The organism is Lactobacillus sp. B4005 (assembly GCF_026536045.1).
Taxonomy (GTDB): Bacteria; Bacillota; Bacilli; order Lactobacillales; family Lactobacillaceae; genus Lactobacillus; species Lactobacillus panisapium.
The window spans coordinates 236,254-255,674 of the sequence record NZ_JAFNOZ010000001.1 but is presented as its reverse complement, the minus strand read 5'-3'; the positions used below and the strand labels follow the sequence as shown (position 1 = coordinate 255,674).

The following is a 19,421-nucleotide window of genomic DNA, read 5'->3' as shown; positions in this document are numbered from 1 at the left end:
TTTACCTTTTTTGTACTAGTATTTTGCTTATTATTTCATAAAATTGTACTACTACAATTCTTTATTGCCTAATTACTAGGCAATTCTACTTGAGTAATATAATAATCAATAGGTTATCGGTTGATTAGTATAGTTAATAGCATCAAGACAACCTAATTCATAAAACCTCTGGCCATATTTGGGGAGACCGTCATATTTCAGCTTTAATCTGTTTAGATAATTTTGCTGACCATTAAAAATACCCCATAATTAGTTATGCTAATTATGGGGTTAACAACAAAATGCTATAAATTTCTAATCCTTTTTCTTGGTCAACTTTAAGCCTAGTGGCCAGATAATAGCAACGACAACACTAATTGCTAAACCTAACCATAACATTGAGGAAGTGATTAAAGAAATTCCTGGATCTAATTCGCTTTGTAGATATTGGACTAATTGATTTAGGTAATATTGCAAGGCACCAAAAGAGCAAACTGCAGCAATTAATAAAGCAATTGAGGCCCAAGATTGGCCAAATAATACTAACAATGCTGCAAGAGCTAAAATCAAAATTGCTCCAAATAAGAAGTAGTGAAAAATGTTGATTGAGTTATTGACCTGCTTAGAATTATCCGATAATCCCTTATTAACACGCTGGAGTATCAGATAATTAACAGCTTTTTGAACCTCGTTTTTCTCAGGTAGCTTTAAATTTTTGGCAGTTAACTCACCATTTTCTTGATAACTAACGCTAAGATTATACAAGTCAACATAGGATAAATCCCGGTGATACTTTGAAGGCAATTGCTCAAGCACCTTATTTTCAACACCAAAGTCTTTAGCTAACTTTAATGTTCCCTTTAAATTGGCATCACCACTTTTATCGACGTTCTTCTTTATTACGGAGCGCGCAACTTTCGGAACGTTTTGAACATTGATCGTGGCCGGACTTTCAAATAACAAAAAGCCCGCAGCACCAATAAATACTATAAATACTAACCGCAAAATTATACTAGCAAACCTTCTCATTAGACTTACCTCCTTAGGTAGATTAACTAATGTTCTAGCAATCGTGTTGACCCGAAGCTAAGCAGTTGCAAGCAATTTTGGCTGGTGCATGCAGTTTTTTGTGTGCAAGTTCTGTTTCAATTGTAGCAATATCACTTTCAGACAAAGGCATGTCTTTTAATATTTCAATCAAGACCTGCCCTTTATGCATGTCACACATATGATTCATCATTTCTTTTGTGACCTGAATCATCATCTGAATTTGCGTAACCGTGGCAGAATAAACATATCGGCGACCATCTTTTCGAGTCTGCAACAGACCTTTTTTTACCAAGCGTCCCATTAATGTTTTAATGGTAGATTCAGACCAATTTTTCTTAGACTGAAGTTGCTCGATTACCTCACCAGTATGAATTTCGCCGAGAGTCCACACTATTCTCATGACTTCCCACTCGGCTTCAGAAATATTATGTTCTTTGTTTTTCTTTACCATAATAGTCAACCTAGTTTTATTCTACTACAAAACAAACTTTTTTAATGCTTTCGCAATTCCGTCATGATCATTGTCCTCGGTTATATAATCTGCATTATCTTTGATCATTTCAATTGCATTTCCCATTGCCACTTTTTTAAAACTCGGATTCAAAAACATTGAAATATCATTTCCTTGATCACCAAATACCATGACCTGACTAGGAGCAATTTTTAACCTGTCTGCGAGATTGATTAGTGCATTTCCTTTTGAAGCATCTTTAATATTAATTTCAATATTAGAAGAAAAGCTACGCACAACATCATATTTAGCAAATGTCCACTCTGGAATATTATTCCAGAGTTTTTCTATTTCTTCGACCTCATCTGTTTCGCTAAAGCCCACTTTATTAAAAGTAAAATCTTGAGGAAGCTCTTCCGCTTTTCGTACTTTAATAACATTTTTTGTCCTTGCAGCATTGACTGATAAGTTAACGCCCAATTCTCGGTCACAGGTCCAAAAACATTCTGGAGTTTCAAAATGCAGGTTAACATGGGCAAGTCGCTGTAAACGGCGCATATTGGTGAAATCATGATAATTCATCTCTTGACTCATCAGCACTTTACCAGCTAAGTTTTGAATAACTGCGCCGTTAAAGACAATATTATATTGTTTTTCCCCGGCTAGCCCCAACTCCCGATTGAACTTCATTACGCCTGACAATGGGCGACCAGTGGCAAGAACTACTTGAATACCTAAGTCTATGGCCTGCTTTAAAGTTTTTTGTGTTTCTGGCAAAATACTATTATTGCTAGAAAGCAAGGTACCATCTAAATCGACCGCAATTAATTTAATTGACAAAGTTTTTTCCTCCCACAATCTGAATATTATCATCTCTATTATACAAAAAGTCGTAATTACTTACGACTTTTTTCAATATTCACTCTTTTTCAGATTGGATCAAGGAGTTTTAAAACTTATTCAACCGTTACGCTTTTGGCTAAATTCCGTGGTTTATCAACATCAAGCCCCTTATCTTTGGAAGCATAATAGGCAAATAGCTGTGCGACCACAACACTTACCAGTGGGGTTAAATAATAATTTATCTCTGGGAGAACAATATCGTCATCTTTATCTGCTAATTTTTTGCTTGCAATCGTAATTACACTTGCTCCGCGCGCAATTACTTCTTGTATGTTACCTCGCATTAAATCAGCTGTTAATGAATCATTAATCAGGGCAATTACGGGTGTTCCTTTTTCAATTAGTGAAATTGTCCCGTGCTTCAATTCAGCGGCTGCAAATCCTTCGGTTTGAATGTATGATACTTCCTTTAGTTTAAGCGCCGCTTCAAGGGCAAGCGGATAATCGATTCCGCGGCCAATATAAAACGCATTACGGGAGGGAAGCAAAATCTTTTGAGCTAATTGCTCAATTTTTTCCTTACTAGAAATTACTTGCTCTGCTCCTTCAGCAGCTAGGGCAAAAGCAGTTTTTAAATCAAAAGCACACGCATTTTCATTGCCAATATTTTCTCCTAATGCTTTAGCTAAAATAGCTTCTAAAGCAATCTGAGCAGTGTAGGCTTTGGTAGATGCAACCGCAATCTCCGGCCCTGCTTCTAACGAAAGTGAGGCAGTTGCTTCACGAGCAAGAGTTGAATTAGGAACATTGGTTAAAGTTAAACTTGGAATATTTCTCTTAATTGCCTCCTGTAAAACTACTCTAGAATCAGCAGTTTCACCCGATTGTGATAGAAAAATAAACAGGGGATGCTTTGACATCATTGGAAAATGGTAGCCGGCTTCAGAAGCAAAACCAACTTCGGTGGGTACACCTGCAAACTTTTCAAAAAGCACTTTACCAACCAGACCCGCATGATAGCTGGTCCCTGCAGCAAAAATATATAACCGATCAGCAGCTGCCAGCATATCAATAATTTTTGCTTTAATTTGAGGTTCGCCGTTTTGATCTAAATAAAATTGTTCTAGGTGACGTAAAACTCCGGGCTGCTCACAAATTTCCTTTAACATATAAAAATCATAGGTTCCCTTAGAAGTCGCATTTGGATCAATTTTTAAGGTATATGGTTGCAAAACGGCAGGCTCACCTGCAAGATTTTCTATCACATAGCCGTTTTTTGTAATATCACCAACTTGCCCATCATGTAAATCAGCAAATGTTTTAGTTTGATCTAATACTGATAGCGCATCGGAAGCAATGATATTAAAACCAGCACCAATTCCTAGCATTAATGGTGACTTATTTTTTGCGATATAAATATGATCCGGCTTAGTATTATCAACTAGTAAAAGAGCATATGAGCCCTTCACTTTAGTTAAAGCTTTTTTTAAGGCAGTGAAAGCATCCACATTTTCTGTTCGCGCAATTTTACTAATCAATTGAACAATAACTTCTGTATCAGTATCGGAAACAAAATTTACATCTGACAAATAGTTGTTTTTTATTTCTTGATAATTTTCAATCACACCGTTGTGCACTAGGTAAAAACGATTAGTTTCATCATATTGCGGATGAGCATTATTTTCTGTTGGCTTACCATGGGTTGCCCAGCGAGTATGACCGATACCAACTAATCCTTGTTCATCAGGCGTCATTTGATCTTTTAGATTTTGAATACGGCCAACAGTTTTGGTAATGTACTCATTGCCTTTCTGATCATTTAAGTAAATCCCCGCTGAATCATAACCACGATATTCTAGCTTAGACAAACCATTTAAAACAATTTCTCTAGCAGATTTTCCAACAATTCCAACAATTCCGCACATATTTTTCTCCTTTGGTATAGCCCAAAAATGTTTATTTGGGCTAGTAGTAAATTTAGCTTTATGTAAGGAATAATATTACTAGTTTGATAATTGGTCAAGCTAAAAAAAAATAATTGGTATATACACACTAAAAATAACCTTGATAGAACACAAAAAAGCAGGAAAAAATTTCCTGCTTTGATAATTTATTTTATTTTATCGTTTAAGCACCCATCTCTTGCTCAACAACATCTGTAATCCGTTTAACATAGGCATCAGTTTCTTCTTGGGTAGGTCCTTCTGCCATTACCCGCAGTAGTGATTGCGTACCAGATGGACGTACTAAGACGCGACCATCACCATTCATGTCTTTTTCTACTTCTTTAATGACATCAAGAATTGGTTGGTGTTTCTTCCAATCCTGCTTATTCTTAACTGGTACATTGACTAAACATTGAGGATAATCTTTAAAATCAGCCAATAATTCACTAAGACTCTTACCTGTTTTCTTCATAACTAACATCAAGTGTAGTCCAGTTAGCATGCCATCCCCGGTATTATGATAATCACTCATAATGACATGACCAGACTGCTCACCACCGAGATTATAGCCGTTAGCACGCATTTCTTCTGAAACGTAACGATCACCAACTTGTGTCCGCACATTCTTAATTCCTCTGCGCTCAAGGGCTTTAGTGAAACCTAAGTTACTCATGACCGTGGTTACGATAGTATCCTTTTTCAGGCGACCACCATCTTGCATGCAGGTGCCAAGAACGTACATAATGTGATCACCATCGACTTCATTACCATTTTCATCAACAGCAATGCAGCGATCAGCATCCCCGTCAAAGGCTAAGCCGAGTTGTGCCCCTTGCTTAACAACTTCTTCTTGCAACTTCTCGGTATGCGTTGCGCCAACTTGATCGTTGATATTTAAGCCGTTGGGATGTGTGGCGATTGTGGTAAAGTCAACACCGCAATCTGCAAAAAGGCGTGAGATCAAATTGCTGGCAGCACCATTTGCGCCATCGATGACCACTTTAATGCCATCAAGATCCTCTGGGATAGTGTTTTCAATGAACTGAAGGTACTTAGCGCTACCCTCATGAAAATCAGTTAACGAGCCTAAGCCTTCGGCTGATGGTCGAGGGAGTTTGTCTTCTTTAGCATCAATTAATTTTTCAATTTCGCCTTCCATTTCATCAGACAACTTCAGGCCATCACTACCAAAGAACTTAATTCCATTGTCCTCAACTGGATTATGGGATGCGGAAATTTGCACACCGGCATCGGCTCCCTGCGCACGCACTAAGTAAGATAGTCCGGGAGTGGTAATCACACCGACTTCAAGTACTTCAATTCCAACCGATAACAAACCCGAAATCAGCGCATATTCAAGCATTTGCCCAGATATTCTGGTATCCCGCGAAACTAAAACTTTGGCTTGCTCATCTTTAGCTTTATTTTTAGTTAATATATAACCACCATCGCGTCCTAATTTAAACGCTAATTCAGGGGACAAGTCTTGGTTTGCTACACCTCTAACACCATCGGTGCCAAAATATTTTAACATTAAAAATTACCTCTCTTTATTTATCTTCAATTTAATTTTTACTGCCCTTAGCATCGGAATTTTCCACTTTAATATCAATACTAATTTGAGCAGGATTGGCCTTAACTACCCCATGCGGTATGGCCAATGAAACTGTTTTTGTCGTTGAAGCAGCAACATTACTAAGATCAATTGGTACTTGTAGACTTTTAATCTTTGCTAAGTCCTTTTCCGCACCATAAATAGTAACATAGTCATTTTTAGCAGTTAGTGAATAAATTTTGTTATTTCGTTCATGCTTTGGCTGCAACTTAACTTTGACATTTTTCTTAGCAACAGAGATTGGAATAGTTACCTTGGCAGTAGCTGGCTCAATCACGACATTAAGCTGCCTACCTTTTCGATCTTGCGCTACCAAACTTACTTGCCGCTCATAAGTGTGAGTAATTTCATTTGGTAATACAACTTTAGCAATAATTTGGTCAATCTGCTCAACTTCGCTTCGCGCACCAGTAACTTCAACTTGCTGAGGATATACGCTAGAATGCCCTAATGTATAACCATGGGCAACAGCACTCTTATTATACTCTATTTGTATAGGCATGGTAGTCGATTTTCGTCTTTGAATATTGACATGGACCGTCTTGGGATTAATTGAATAAGAAATTTGCCGGCTGATACCATTAACATGAACTTTAACATCGTGGGTGCCAATGCTTTTACTTGTTAAATCAATATAAGCGCGAAAATTTTGCGTATTAATTGTCGAAGTCACAAGCGCGGTTGAACCTTCCAATGTAATATTGACTTTTTCTGGGTAACCCACTACGTAGTATTTATCCGTGTCCACAGAGACTTGTAGGGGCACACTAATTGTCTGTGTTTTATTAGCTGTTTGCCTGGTACGACTAGTTTGGCCCTGAGTTAAGAAACCGCCTTGAGTATCATTAACGTAAATAACCAATAAAATCGCTATTAGTAAGGAAACAAGACGAATAAACCACGATTTACGCCAAAATTCTTTCATCGGTCAGCACCCCACTTCCAAATTTTACGCATAATCTTTTGGTACCATTTAGCATTCTCATTTTTCTTAGGTACTAGTTCAGCAGTTAAATATTTCATATATTCGTCACGAGTCATATCAAGAAGGAAACGACCATTTCGAGTAATAGTTACTCCACCTGTTTCCTCAGATACAACGATCGTAATCGCATCCGTAACTTCCGAAATACCCACAGCGGCGCGGTGCCTTGTTCCGAGTCGCTTGGGGATCATACTGTTGTCGGACAGCGGCAAGTAAGCAGCGGCAACCGCAATTTCATGGTCTTGGTTAATAATAACAGCACCATCGTGTAAAGGAGTATTAGGAATAAAAATGTTTATTAGCAATTCGCCAGTTACCCGCGCATCTAATTTAATTCCTGTCTCAATATAATCATCAAGACCTGTTTCCTGCTGGATTGTAATCAGGGCACCAATTCTTCTTTTGGACATGTACTGAATCGCTTTATCTAGCTCATTGATAAACCTAATCGATTCGTCACGTTCACTCTCCTCGCGACCTCCAAAAATTGGCAGCCGTCCTAAATGCTCAAGTCCACGCCTAATTTCAGGCTGAAAAATCACGATAATTCCCACTACCGACCAAGATACAATCTGATCAATTAACCAAGTAGTGGTATGGAGCTGAAGAACACCGGCAATGATCCGGACAATGAAGATTAAGACAATTCCCTTTGCCAGTTGAACGGCCTTAGTACCCCTAATTAAAATAACGAGGTGGTAGACTAAAAACCAGATGATTAAAACATCAAGAATAGTCGATAAGTTGCTCCAAGTAAAAATATTGGAAACATTAAAATGCATAAATACTCCTTTCTAATATCTAAAATATTTTTTAATCAATTGGTTTACCAATTATGCGAACTTCCGTCTGCAAATCCAGCCCAAACTGTTCTTTAATTTTGGCTTGGATTAACGCAATTAAGTCAAGGTAATCTGTTGCAGTAGCACCACCTTTATTGACAATAAAGCCGGCATGCTTAGTCGAGTTCTGAGCACCACCAACCTGTTTTCCCTGCAGACCAGCTTGAATAATCATTGGCCCAACATAATGGCCTGTGGGACGCTTAAAAACACTGCCACATGAAGGATATTCAAGTGGCTGTTTATATTGGCGCAACGCATTTAAGTAATTCATTTCAGCCAAAATTATATTTTTTTGACCGGGATGCAAGCTAAAAGTTGCACTAACTACCACATCATTATTTTCTTGAACAAGAGAATGACGATATGAAAATTGCATCTCCTTATTCGAATATTCTTTAAATTCACCAGTTGGCGTTAAAACCTTAACTGTTTGAATAACCTCAGCTGTCTCGCCGCCATATGCGCCCGCATTCATAAAAACTGCTCCACCAACACTTCCAGGAATACCCGCAGCAAATTCCAAGCCACTGAGTCCGTGCTTAGCAGCAAAAAATGCCGTATCAATAATCCGGGCACCCGCTTGGGCTTCAACACAGCTACCGCTAATGGTAATCTTATTCATTTTGGTTAAAATAATTACCAAACCCGCAATTCCACCATCACGAATAATTAAGTTGGAAGCATTACCGATCACGGTTAAGGGAATTTGCTTAGAATTAGCGGTTTCCACTAATTTTTCTAGTTCGGCTTGATTTTGCGGAAAAGCTAAATATTCTGCTGGCCCACCAGTTTTAGTAAATGTATACTTGCTAAGCGGAACCTGTTTTTTTATTTCTATTCCATCTTTTACTAAATCAAATAACTTCAAAGTTATAGCTCCCTTTATCCTATCTTTTTACTATTTTACCGCATTCATTTAGTTGCTTCATCCTATGTTATACTAAAATTAAGTTTTAAAGGAGAAAAAATGAATTTTATCGCAATGGACTTTGAGACCGCTAACCGTCACCCAGAAAGTGCTTGTTCATTAGCATTGGTGATGGTGCGGAATAATAAAATTGTTGACCGTTTTTATACTGTTATTAATCCCCAAATGCCATTTGATGCCCGTAATATTGAAGTACACGATATTACAGCCGATGACGTTAAAGATGCCCCTACTATGGCTGAAGTTTGGCCCCACATTAAACGGCTTTATCAACCTGGTATGCTCGTTTGTGCGCATAACGCCCGCTTTGATACTAATGTTATGCGTCAAAGTTTAGGTCGTTACGATATTCAGGAACCGCATTACTTTGTCATTGACACGTTGCAGACCAGCAAACTGTTTGAACCAGATCTGCCTAACCATAAATTAGATACTGTTTCTGATGCTTTAGATGTCGAATTATGGCATCACCACAATGCACTTAGTGACAGCGAAGCATGTGCTGGCATTTTAATTGCGCAAAATGAGCAGTTTGGGGATGAAGCAATTAAAAATTTGGTTTATCAAGTTTAATATAATCATACTAAAAACAGGACTAAAATGGTTAAGTCCTGTTTTTTATTTTATTCGCAATTTCGGCTACCCAATCTTCATTTCGCTTTCCCTGTGGGCGGAATTCAACCGTTCTTTTAGTCGAATCCCAACTATCATCAACCCGGCGAATTACAATTTGTAAATATTGATCAGGCAGATCGGCTTTAACAACTTCAGGCCACTCGATTACCACTAGTCCCGGCTGCTGTAAATAGCTGCTTAAATCAATTGATGATAAATCATCATTTTCTAAACGATAAAAGTCCATATGATAAATTGGCAACTTAGCTTCTTCATATTCACGAACGATGGTAAAAGTAGGACTTTTAACAGGGCGCCTAACCCCCAAAGCCTCGCCAATACCTTGCGTCAAAGTGGTTTTGCCAGCTCCTAAATCACCATTTAGCAGCAGTAAATCATGTGCTTTAGCGGTACTTGCAATCGCAGCACCAAGTTGTTTCATTTCCGTGGAAGAATTTACATTTATTTTCATTACTATTTATCCTTTAATAGCGCTTGAGCAGCGGTTAAAACAGCCATATGATAAATATCATCACTGCTTGCACCCCGTGATAAATCATTAACCGGCTGTGCAATTCCTTGCAGAATGGGCCCAATAGCCGTAAAATTCCCCAAACGCTGCGTAATTTTATATGCTATATTACCAGACTGTAGTTCTGGGAAAATAAAAATATTAGCTCTCCCCTTTATCTCAGAGTCTGGAGCTTTTTTAGCTGCCACTGCGGGTACAAATGCAGCATCAAATTGCAACTCGCCATCAGCAGGAATATCTGGGTGCTGTTTTTGGAATAGTGAAGCAGCTTCAGCTACTTTGGTAACCATCTCACCTTTGGCAGAACCCTTAGTTGAAAAACTCAAAAAGGCTACACGTGGTTCAATATCTGCTAGTTTAGCTGTTTGAACTGATTGATAGGCTATTTCTGCCAACGTTTTAGCATCTGGTGCGATATTAATTGCGCAATCAGCAAAAAGATATTTTTCTTCCCCACGTTCCATAATGAAACTACCAGAAACACGACTCATCCCGGCTGCAGTATGGATTAATTGCAGAGCGGGACGAACGGTTTCCGCGGTTGAATGAGCAGCCCCAGAAACCATACCATCAGCCTTGCCCATTTTAACTAGCATTGTACCAAAGTAATTAGGATCTTTTAACGCTTCACGGACTTCTTCCTTAGTTATTTCTTTACCCCGAGCCGAAATGAAAGCTGCAATCATTTCATCTAGCGCATGAAATTTTTCGGGGTTAACCACTTGTATTTGGGCCAATGAGATCTTATTTTGGTTAGCAACATTTTCAATTTCAGCTGTGTCGCCTAATAAAATTGGCTCTAAAACATCATCTTGCTGCAGTGCAGCGGCAGCGGCTAATACTCTTTCATCATTTCCTTCTGCAAAAACAATGCGGTACTTTTTTCCCGCGTTCTTTACTTTACTTTTTAATAGTTCAAAAATACTCATTTATTATCTCACCTATACTAAATCTGATTGTGTTACTTGTTGCGGTAATTGCCAGTCAATTGGGGTTTTCCCAAATTTCCGCAGGGCTTCGTTACAACGAGAAAATGGCCGTGAGCCAAAAAAGCCACGATCTGCCGAAAATGGACTGGGGTGAGCTGATTTAATCACAAAATTACGGTCAAGGTCAATTAATGCAATTTTATTTTGAGCATATCGTCCCCAAAGAATGAAAACTACTTCTCCCCGAGCGCTCAAAGCCTTGATAGCAGCATCCGTTACTTTTTCCCAGCCTTTACCTTGATGACCATTAGCATGACCATAAGGAACTGTTAAAACTGCGTTCAAAAGGAGCACTCCTTGATCTGCCCATTTTTTCAAGTAACCATGTTGAACCGGCACACAGCCGACATCATCATATAGTTCTTTATAAATATTTTGTAATGACGGTGGCAATTTTACTCCAGGCATTACAGCAAAGCTCATTCCTGTTGCCTGACCAGGATTGTGATAGGGATCCTGACCTAAAATGACTACTTTTGTTTTAGCAAAAGGGGTTAACTTAAAAGCAGTAAAAATATGATACATATCTGGGAATATCCGCTTAGTTTTGTACTCTGTTTTTAAGAATTCATGTAATTCATGATATTCGTTACTGTCAAATATAGGAGCCAATACTTCGTCCCAGTCATTACCAATAAATTTTTTCATTCTAGCAATAGCCTCTCTTTCACTAGCCCTTATGGTATCATGAAATTAATAATGTTTGTGCAGAATTTTCGACATTTAAACGGTTCTTTATCTTCTATTTAATTAGATTTTATTTAAAAATGTGAAAAGTTTTCTCCCCTTATTATGTTAATATGATAGAGAAGTAAAAAATACCGATTTTCGGGAGGAGGAGCTTATTTTATCTTGATTAAATTAGTAGCATGCGATCTGGACGGTACCTTGTTTAACAGTGATTTAATAGTATCTAATGAAAATATTAAGGCAATTCGGGAAGCTCAAAAAAATGGCATTGAATTCTTAGTTGCAACTGGTCGTTCACCACAACAGTCACGTAAAGTAATCGAAAATTATGGCCTTAAAACAGGATTCATCAACATCAATGGTGCTTTGGTTTATGATGCCAATAATCAGTTGCAAGTTAAACACGCATTACCAAATGATAAAGCGGAGCAAGTTGTCAACATCTTGCAAAAACATCATATTTACCATGAGTTAGTAACCGAAGACCTAATTTATTCGCTAGATATAAGTCAGCGAGTTGTTAACTTAGCTCGATCACTAATTGCCCTTAATCCGGGACTGACGTTTAAAAAGGCTGTGGCAACCTCCGCTGGCAGTAATGCAATGTTTAGTATGAAGCATGTTAATAGTTTTACCAGACTTTTAAATGATCCCCATTTTGAAGTTATGAAAATTATTGCTTTTGACGGTCATGGACCAGAAGCGTTTGTTGACGTCAAAAAAGAAATCACGGCACTTGGCAATGTTGCTGTTACTTCCAGCTCTTCTGCTAACATCGAAATCAACGATATCAAGGCCCAAAAGGGACCGGCATTATTGGACTACGCACAAAAAAAGGGAATCAAGCAAAATGAAATTGCGGCAATTGGCGATAACCTTAATGATGAAAGCATGATTAGGGATGCAGGTACCGGTGTGGCAATGGGAAATGCCGTCTACGCAATCAAAAAAATTGCACAAGTTAAAACTAAAACTAATAATGAAAATGGAGTAGCTTATATTTTAAAGAAGTTTATTAGCAATAACGCTAAAGAATAGAGGTGCTGGAATGCGCTATTTATTGGAACTAAATCAAAAACAGGAGTATGGTCAAATTCCCGTAGCCAATGAGCAAGGTAAAATTCAGTATATTATTCAGGGTAATCTTGATAATCCCAATCATACCCTCTATCTAAAAAATACTCATGGGACAGAAATTGGACGTCTTTATACTGACGGAAATGGGATTATTTCTTCTTATACCATCGACGTTGTTAACCATTCTTTAGTAAAGGTTAAACGTCTCAATAGTAAAGTTACAAACCTGTTTTATGTCACTCGGCTAAATTACCTCGTTAGCGGAAGTATTAAAAACGGGAGTTACAAGTTTTTATCAGGAATCAAAAAAGTAGCGACTGTAAAAACGGATGTCCAAAAAATTGGCGTAGTTCTTACCTGCAATATTCTACGACCAGAAGATGTTCCCTTCATTTTGTTATGTGCCACTTTGTTTACCCAATGGCATACCACTCCCTTGCGGCTTCCAACGTTTCCGCCAATCGGCCAAAAATATAATGTAAAATTTAATTAGCGCAAAAAAGTTTCGTTTTCACGAAACTTTTTATTATTGTGTTGACATTAAACTTATTTTTCCTGACGATACCGTTCGATTGCTTGTCGAATTTTGCATGCATGATCAGAGATGTCAGCAATAGATCCCTTAGTTAAAGCACTTCCGATTCCTAAAACTTCTGCGCCGGCATCAAGCCATTGATCAACATTAGCCTCTGTTACCGCCCCAGATTGAAGAACCGGCATCCACGGAATCGGGGTCTTAATCGTTTCAATTACTTTGGGACCTTCAATTCCTGAATACGGAAACATTTTAATAAAAGAAGCACCTGCCCTCATTGCCGAAACAGCTTCAGTAACAGTCGTACAACCAGCTGCATAAGGAATTTGGTACTCATTAGCTAACGCCGCCACATCCTGATCAAAGATAGGCGAATACAAAAAGCCAGCATCATGTGAAATAGCATCACGGGCTGTTTGTGGATCCAAAATTGTTCCGGCTCCTACTAACACTTGGTCACCAAAATTTTCATGAACCAAATCAATCGCTAAAGGTGCATCATTATTAGTATAACTGACTTCCATTACATTTATACCGCCTTGATGAATCCCCTTGGCTATTTCAAGTACTCGCTTTTTAGGTGCTCTGACTACAGCTAAAGCACAGCTATCTAGTATTTGTTTTAAATAATCAAATTTGCGCAATTTAAACTCCCCTTTTATATATTGTAACTTTTTACTAATTCTATTATTTCTTCGTTAAGCTGCTCATTTGGCGCTAGCTCTGGCCCTCTCGCATCTCCTACATCAGCAATACCGGCAAGGGATACGGCCCTTTTCAAAACTAATGGAACCGGCGCCTGGTGCATAATTTCCCGTAAAGGATCTAGAGAAGCTTGTAATCTTTGTGCAGTAATCTCATCCTTTACTCTTAATGCCTTAGCTAATGAAACTAAATTCTTGATTAACAAGTTACTTGTGCCCGCAATCGCGCCCGATGCACCATGATCAAAAGCATAAGAAATCTTTGAATCAGATCCAATTAAAAAATGCAAATTCGAATGCTTTTTAACTACCTTAAGATATGTATCAATTTTAGCAAGATCACCACTACTATCCTTAATGCCAGCGACGTTAGGAATTTCGGCTAGCTTATCCAATACTTCAGGAGAAATATTATTTTGAGTATTAGCCGGGATGTTATACAGAATAACTGGTATATTAACGCTCTCAGCAATTTGCCTATAGTAGTTATATAAATCTTGGTCACGTAACTTAAAAAAATACGGCGTAATTACCGATAAGGCATCGGCTCCCATCTTTTCTGCCGCTTGGGCATAATCAATGGCTTCTTTTGTACTGCAAGCGCCCGTTCCGACATAAACTGGGACACGATGATTAACATGTTTAATTACATGTTCTGCAAACTTATTTCTTTCATCGGGAGAAAGTTGTGTAAACTCACCATTACTTCCCAACGGAAAAATGCCATCTACACCATTGTTAATTAAATAGTCAATCAACTGATCTGTTGCCTTATAATTAATAGTTTGCCTTCTATCATGATTAAACGGCGTGACAATTGGAGTAATAATTCCAGTAAACATTTTTCTATTTTGCCTCTTTCAGTTTTTCATTAGTAATTACAATTGTATCTTTTGCGTTATTAAAAATGTCCTTGGTTAAATTGAACAAATTTGTTTCTCCAGCTTGAACTTTTAAAAAAGCATCTACTAGCATTGGTAAATTTAGTCCCGTAATCACTTGCATTGAATAGGCACGAGTCAATGCTGTCATAGTATTCGACGGCGTCCCACCAAATAAATCAACAAAACAAAGAATATCTTTGTTTTTAATACCGTCTAACTCGGTCTTAGCCTTATTAGCAAAATCTTCAAAAGACATTCCCGGCAATAACGCTAGTGAAATAATGTCTCTAGTATCACCAACAAGCATCCCAGCTGATTTAATAAGCTCACTACCAAAGTCACCATGAGTTGCAACTACTAGTTTAATAGACAATTTAATCCTCCTTCAAAGCATTCAAGATAAAGCGTGTAGAGTATGCACAAGTTCTTAACTCTGCTTCTTCAGTTCGCGCTGCGATATGTGGCGTTAGATAAAAATTGGGCAATGCCAATAACTCAGTGCCGTTTTTAGGCGGTTCTTCACTAAAAACATCAAAGTATGCACTTCTAATCTGCTTTTTTCTAAGCGCTAGCAGCAATGCCGTTTCATTAACAATTCCGCCTCTAGCCGCATTAATTAAGCAAGCGCTTTTCTTCATTTTCGCTAATTCATTAGCATTAATTGTATCTTTAGTGTGCTCATTTAAAGGTAAATGTAAAGTTAGGTAATCTGATCTTTCAAGAAGCTCATCAAAAGTAACTTGTTTTATGCCAGCTGCCCTCTGTTCTTTTGGATCAATATTAAAAATATCATTAACCAATACTTTCATTCCTAAATTATTAGCTTTTTTAGCCAATATTTTACCGATCGAACCAAATCCATCTATTCCTAATATTTTTCCTTCGATTTCGCTTCCGGTCGGTTTGTCCCATTTTCCAGCTTTTACCTCTTTAACCGATCCGAGAAGGTTCTTAGCATCAGCTAATATAAAAGCCAATACATGTTCAGCAACCGAGTTTGAATTTGAACCGACTGTTCTTCCTACAGCTATTCCTCTTTTTGTAGCTTCAGTGAGGTCAATGTTATCAATACCAACACCAAATTTGCACACTGCCTTTAATTTGGGAGAACTGGCAAATAGTTCCTGATTCACTTGATCAACACCAACGATTATAGCGTCAGCATCGGCCGCTTTCCTTTTAAACTGTTCAAAGGTATAAGACTTTCCTGTTTGATTATAATCAACCTCAAAACCTGCAGCTTTCATCTTTTGAATATAGGTTTTACCTACATTAGCAAAACCTCTAGGTGTAATTAATATTTTCATGGTTAGACCTTTCTAAGCCATAACGCCAATGGCTGTTAAAATAATTGCTAAAATCATGGTTGCTACCAAAATGCGAATAAACTTTGGGCCTTTTTTATCAATATAAAAATACATCCCCATAGTTAATAAGAACGGTAACATTCCAGGCAATATTTGATCCAATACCTGTTGTATGCTGACCCCTCCCGCTTTTAAAGCAATCGGGAATTTAACGTATGAAGCTGAAAGACAGCCAATCATGAAAAGACCGACAATGCTTGCCACATCGATTACCCTTTTTAAAAGACCTGACTTCAGCAATTTCATAACTGAATTACGACCTAGTTTATAGCCTTGATTTATTAAAAAGTAAGACCAGGCATAACTCCAAATAAGGTAAATTATGCCGGGAACAAAAGCTGCCCAAACGGCGCCTTTCAAGGCTAACGGAACAAATATTGCTAGCGGAATCGTTGCCACTATGCCTTGGTCGACACTATCTCCAATACCAGCCAGCGGCCCCATTAAGCCCACTTTTAGCGACTCAATCATCTCAGGTGTCACTTTAGTGTTTCCTTGTGCGCGTTGCTCCTCTAGCGAAATTGTAATTCCGTGAATAATACTGCCCCAGTCACAATTAGTATTAAACATCTGTACATGCCTTACCATGGCTTTCTGATACTCTTCAGGATTGTTTTGGTATACTTTTTTTAGAATATGACTGATAGAAAAGCTGAAGGCTAGTGCCTGCATCCGATCAAAACTTACTGGTACCTCAACTGCTAAGCACCATTTTGCCCAAGCCTTAATAATATCTAATTTGGTTACTTTAATATTCTGGGTCATGCCTTTATCCATAGCTATTGCTCCTCACTGATTTCGACATCATCATTTTGCCTTAATAATGAAAAAATTAAAGCAATTGAAATTGCATAAACAGCACCAGTTAACATTGAAAACTTCATTGTTGCAAACATAAAATAGCCTAAAACAAAGAAGGGAATGTATTTTTTCTTACCCATTACGACAATTGTTAGGGCAAAACCGAGCGCAGGTAACATCATACCTGCATTATTCAAGCCATTCATTAACCATGTAGGTATTACATTTACAAATACTTTCAAAACCCCTGGTCCAAACAATGTGGCCACAAAAACAGGGGTAAAATAAAGAACAAAATTACATGCCCAAGGAATTAAAAATTCCCATTTATTTACGGCATCATATTTTCTTTCAGCAATTAATCTATCTACTCTGGTATTAAAAAAGGAATTGAAGGTGCGCCGCAAATTATTAATTAAGACGCCCAAGACACTGAAGGGCACTGCCAAAGCCACTGCAGCACCGGGTTTAATGCCACTTAAAATAGCTGCTGGGACAGCAATACACGTTGCTAAACTTTGATCAGCCGGAATGTTTCCTCCTGCCTCAATTCCGCCCATCCACATCAACTGAATGCTAGCGCCATACAGCAGCCCTGCCGGAACATTACCGTAAATTACGCCAATTAATGTACCTGTTACAACTGGTTTTCTTAAAGCATACGCAACATAATATTCAGCTCTGCCCATCCCTAACCAATATAAGATACCAACTAAAATAGCTTTAATAACCATTTTGTCCTCCTATAGCTTTGCTAAAGCTTCATCAAGTTCTTCTGAAGGATAATCAGGTGTAGTTTGAAGATAAATGTGAATTCCTCGCTTCTCTAGTTCCTTCAATTTATTGCCATCCTCCTGATTAAGCGTAATGGCATTATTAACTGCCTTGCGATCCGAGCCACCACCAAGACCACCAATTTGAACTTCATTTAGTTCAAATCCGCTTGTAATTGCGTTATATAATGATGGAACTGTTTTAAACAGTATTAGGCAGCGCCGTTTGTTAAATTGACCACTTTCTTGAGCTTTAATCGCCTCCTTTACTGAATAAATTTGAATTTTCACCCCAGCTGGAGCGGCCATTTTGAAGACCTCTTGCATAAATTCATCTTCGCTCAGTGCATCATCTACAGCATCAATTTCGTTAATATCACATTGTTTAATCCACCTAGTAATAACTTGACCATGAATCATTCTATAGTCCACTCTAGTTAACTTAATTGCCATGTTTTTTCCTCCTATCTATATCATCATCTTAATTGAATTCGCTTACATAGAGAACGGCATAATAGACAAAAATTGCAGCAATAATTTGTGCATTCGTCCCAAGACACAACTAACAGTAATCCATTAAGCTGACCTAAAGAAATGATAGGAGGTTTTGAAATGTCAAAGTACATTGAAACAATGCATAACGTTTTTGATAATGAAATTAGTGCATTAAAAGGAGTTAATCATCAACTTGACCAGAATCAAAAAGAATATCAAGAGGTGTTAAAAATCTGTCAGTCCTGTCCCGGTCGAATTATTTTTATGGGAATAGGAAAAACTGGACATGTTGCTCAAAAAATAGCGGCCACTTTTTCAAGTTTAGGCACACCAGCAATTTTCATTCATGCCGCTGAGAGCATGCACGGCGATTTAGGTATGATAACTAAAAATGATTTGGTAATAATAATTTCAAATAGTGGTGAAACAGCAGAGACGCTCGCAACCATACGATTTATTAAGAAAATTGGGGCTAAAACCATTGCCATGACCGGTAATAATCATTCAAGTCTCGCTAAAAAATGCGATTACCATCTTTTAGTCCATGTAGACAAAGAAGCGGATCAGTTGAATTTAGCACCCACAGCCAGTTCAACAGCCGAACTCGTAGTCGGAGACGCCATGGCATGCGCTCTTTCAGAGCAAAAAAATTTCACGAAGAAAGACTTTGCACTTTTTCATCCAGGTGGAGCATTAGGTCAAAAGTTAACTGCTAAAAAAGAAAAATTATAGTTAAAAACCGCTGATTCCAAGATGTGATGTGATCTCCAAAGTCAGGAAAATGGAGGCACATTCAACGATAGAATCAGCGGTTTTTTATTTCTTTAATTTATAACTTTTTAAATGGTCCGTAATTTCGATCTTCATAAGGAGTAGTTTGAAAATAGAACTTAACCCCTCTTTTTTGACACTCTTTAATTAAACTTAAGTCTTTACCACTAAACTGTTTTTCTAAACCTGTCACAGTGAGTCGACTACTTCGATATGGAACTTGAATATCTAAATAGTTAAACCCTTTTTCTATTGCTTCTAGTAGCGTTTCATAAGAACTAAAAACAAGAATTATATTGTATTTGGTATCTGCATGCCGCAGTTTATTTAAGGTTATCTTTAATAAATCTGTAGGTATGATTTTTAATTCCTTATTTTCAGGAATGCCAAGTTTTAAAACCTGGTAATAGAAATCATTTATATGCCTATTATTATCAACGATTAAAAAATAATTTATATTTAGAAATCTGCTCCACGATAAAACAATGGTTGAGTGCAACAGACGACTATCTACCCTAACTAATTTTATTTTTAGCGACATTTTAT

Annotated in this window: 23 protein-coding genes; 4 read left to right on the top strand and 19 right to left on the bottom strand. The window is 37.8% G+C overall.

Annotated features, from left to right (window positions below; genetic code table 11):
- Positions 1 to 294 precede the first annotated feature (294 nt).
- The 8 genes from J3U73_RS01360 to murB form a co-directional block, all read right to left on the bottom strand.
- On the bottom strand, positions 295 to 1,008 hold the full coding sequence (locus J3U73_RS01360; protein ID WP_220269431.1) for a hypothetical protein: 714 nt from the start codon (positions 1,006 to 1,008) through the stop codon (positions 295 to 297).
- A gap of 34 nt (positions 1,009 to 1,042) precedes the next feature.
- Positions 1,043 to 1,480: a CopY/TcrY family copper transport repressor gene (locus J3U73_RS01355; RefSeq protein WP_220269430.1), complete on the bottom strand. Its 438-nt coding sequence runs from the start codon at positions 1,478 to 1,480 to the stop codon at positions 1,043 to 1,045.
- A gap of 24 nt (positions 1,481 to 1,504) precedes the next feature.
- The gene (locus J3U73_RS01350; protein WP_267392816.1) at positions 1,505 to 2,320 is read right to left on the bottom strand and encodes a Cof-type HAD-IIB family hydrolase; all 816 of its coding nucleotides are present in this window, start codon (positions 2,318 to 2,320) and stop codon (positions 1,505 to 1,507) included.
- Positions 2,321 to 2,436: 116 nt separating this feature from the next.
- Positions 2,437 to 4,248 (bottom strand): glutamine--fructose-6-phosphate transaminase (isomerizing), encoded by a 1,812-nt coding sequence (gene glmS, locus J3U73_RS01345; RefSeq protein WP_267409367.1) that lies wholly within the window; start codon positions 4,246 to 4,248, stop codon positions 2,437 to 2,439.
- Between the two features lie 202 nt (positions 4,249 to 4,450).
- Positions 4,451 to 5,803, bottom strand: coding sequence for a phosphoglucosamine mutase (glmM, locus tag J3U73_RS01340; protein ID WP_267392818.1), 1,353 nt, complete (start codon positions 5,801 to 5,803; stop codon positions 4,451 to 4,453).
- A gap of 31 nt (positions 5,804 to 5,834) precedes the next feature.
- Positions 5,835 to 6,809 (bottom strand): YbbR-like domain-containing protein, encoded by a 975-nt coding sequence (locus J3U73_RS01335; protein ID WP_220269427.1) that lies wholly within the window; start codon positions 6,807 to 6,809, stop codon positions 5,835 to 5,837.
- Positions 6,806 to 7,651 carry a diadenylate cyclase CdaA gene (gene cdaA / locus J3U73_RS01330; RefSeq protein WP_220269426.1) on the bottom strand — a complete coding sequence of 282 codons (846 nt, stop codon included), beginning with the start codon at positions 7,649 to 7,651 and terminating at the stop codon, positions 6,806 to 6,808. Before cdaA ends, J3U73_RS01335 begins: the two co-directional genes overlap by 4 nt.
- A 31-nt stretch (positions 7,652 to 7,682) precedes the next feature.
- Positions 7,683 to 8,582: a UDP-N-acetylmuramate dehydrogenase gene (murB, locus tag J3U73_RS01325; protein ID WP_267409366.1), complete on the bottom strand. Its 900-nt coding sequence runs from the start codon at positions 8,580 to 8,582 to the stop codon at positions 7,683 to 7,685.
- Between the two features lie 99 nt (positions 8,583 to 8,681).
- On the opposite strand from murB, the gene J3U73_RS01320 reads away from it, so the two are divergent.
- Positions 8,682 to 9,215, top strand: a complete 534-nt coding sequence (locus J3U73_RS01320; protein WP_103752146.1) for a 3'-5' exonuclease — start codon at positions 8,682 to 8,684, stop codon at positions 9,213 to 9,215.
- 31 nt (positions 9,216 to 9,246) lie between these two features.
- On the opposite strand, the gene tsaE is transcribed toward J3U73_RS01320, so the two are convergent.
- The 3 genes from tsaE to J3U73_RS01305 are packed head-to-tail and all read right to left on the bottom strand — an operon-like array spanning position 9,247 to position 11,426.
- A complete protein-coding gene (tsaE, locus tag J3U73_RS01315) occupies positions 9,247 to 9,729 on the bottom strand; it encodes a tRNA (adenosine(37)-N6)-threonylcarbamoyltransferase complex ATPase subunit type 1 TsaE (RefSeq protein ID WP_267409365.1) in 483 nt (160 codons plus the stop codon).
- A 2-nt stretch (positions 9,730 to 9,731) separates the two neighbouring features.
- A complete protein-coding gene (gene pta / locus J3U73_RS01310; RefSeq protein WP_220232939.1) occupies positions 9,732 to 10,718 on the bottom strand; it encodes a phosphate acetyltransferase in 987 nt (328 codons plus the stop codon).
- Between the two features lie 12 nt (positions 10,719 to 10,730).
- Positions 10,731 to 11,426: a uracil-DNA glycosylase gene (locus J3U73_RS01305; protein WP_267392821.1), complete on the bottom strand. Its 696-nt coding sequence runs from the start codon at positions 11,424 to 11,426 to the stop codon at positions 10,731 to 10,733.
- 204 nt (positions 11,427 to 11,630) lie between these two features.
- Here J3U73_RS01305 and J3U73_RS01300 point away from each other — a divergent pair, with 204 nt between their 5' ends.
- A complete protein-coding gene (locus J3U73_RS01300; protein ID WP_220269421.1) occupies positions 11,631 to 12,506 on the top strand; it encodes a Cof-type HAD-IIB family hydrolase in 876 nt (291 codons plus the stop codon).
- Positions 12,507 to 12,516: 10 nt separating this feature from the next.
- On the top strand, positions 12,517 to 13,038 hold the full coding sequence (locus J3U73_RS01295) for a hypothetical protein (protein ID WP_164715366.1): 522 nt from the start codon (positions 12,517 to 12,519) through the stop codon (positions 13,036 to 13,038).
- Between the two features lie 53 nt (positions 13,039 to 13,091).
- Here J3U73_RS01295 and J3U73_RS01290 read toward each other — a convergent pair whose 3' ends face one another.
- The 7 genes from J3U73_RS01290 to J3U73_RS01260 are packed head-to-tail and all read right to left on the bottom strand — an operon-like array spanning position 13,092 to position 18,062.
- Positions 13,092 to 13,724, bottom strand: a complete 633-nt coding sequence (locus J3U73_RS01290) for a ketohydroxyglutarate aldolase (protein ID WP_220269420.1) — start codon at positions 13,722 to 13,724, stop codon at positions 13,092 to 13,094.
- A gap of 14 nt (positions 13,725 to 13,738) precedes the next feature.
- Complete coding sequence (locus J3U73_RS01285; protein WP_220269419.1) at positions 13,739 to 14,626, bottom strand: dihydrodipicolinate synthase family protein; 888 nt, start codon at positions 14,624 to 14,626, stop codon at positions 13,739 to 13,741.
- Positions 14,627 to 14,630: 4 nt separating this feature from the next.
- The gene (locus tag J3U73_RS01280; RefSeq protein WP_220269418.1) at positions 14,631 to 15,041 is read right to left on the bottom strand and encodes a PTS sugar transporter subunit IIA; all 411 of its coding nucleotides are present in this window, start codon (positions 15,039 to 15,041) and stop codon (positions 14,631 to 14,633) included.
- A gap of 1 nt (position 15,042) precedes the next feature.
- Entirely contained in the window at positions 15,043 to 15,975 is a 933-nt protein-coding gene (locus J3U73_RS01275; RefSeq protein WP_267409362.1) for a phosphoglycerate dehydrogenase, read from the bottom strand.
- Positions 15,976 to 15,987: 12 nt separating this feature from the next.
- Complete coding sequence (locus tag J3U73_RS01270; protein ID WP_220269416.1) at positions 15,988 to 16,812, bottom strand: PTS system mannose/fructose/sorbose family transporter subunit IID; 825 nt, start codon at positions 16,810 to 16,812, stop codon at positions 15,988 to 15,990.
- Between the two features lie 2 nt (positions 16,813 to 16,814).
- Positions 16,815 to 17,570, bottom strand: a complete 756-nt coding sequence (locus J3U73_RS01265) for a PTS mannose/fructose/sorbose/N-acetylgalactosamine transporter subunit IIC (protein ID WP_220269415.1) — start codon at positions 17,568 to 17,570, stop codon at positions 16,815 to 16,817.
- A gap of 9 nt (positions 17,571 to 17,579) precedes the next feature.
- Positions 17,580 to 18,062: a PTS system mannose/fructose/N-acetylgalactosamine-transporter subunit IIB gene (locus tag J3U73_RS01260; RefSeq protein ID WP_220269414.1), complete on the bottom strand. Its 483-nt coding sequence runs from the start codon at positions 18,060 to 18,062 to the stop codon at positions 17,580 to 17,582.
- A 159-nt stretch (positions 18,063 to 18,221) separates the two neighbouring features.
- Between J3U73_RS01260 and J3U73_RS01255 the strand changes: the two genes are divergently transcribed.
- On the top strand, positions 18,222 to 18,836 hold the full coding sequence (locus J3U73_RS01255; RefSeq protein ID WP_258562427.1) for a KpsF/GutQ family sugar-phosphate isomerase: 615 nt from the start codon (positions 18,222 to 18,224) through the stop codon (positions 18,834 to 18,836).
- A 97-nt stretch (positions 18,837 to 18,933) separates the two neighbouring features.
- Here the strand turns inward: J3U73_RS01255 and J3U73_RS01250 are convergent, their stop codons facing one another.
- Complete coding sequence (locus J3U73_RS01250) at positions 18,934 to 19,416, bottom strand: PTS sugar transporter subunit IIB (RefSeq protein WP_220269413.1); 483 nt, start codon at positions 19,414 to 19,416, stop codon at positions 18,934 to 18,936.
- Between the last annotated feature and the right edge of the window lie 5 nt (positions 19,417 to 19,421).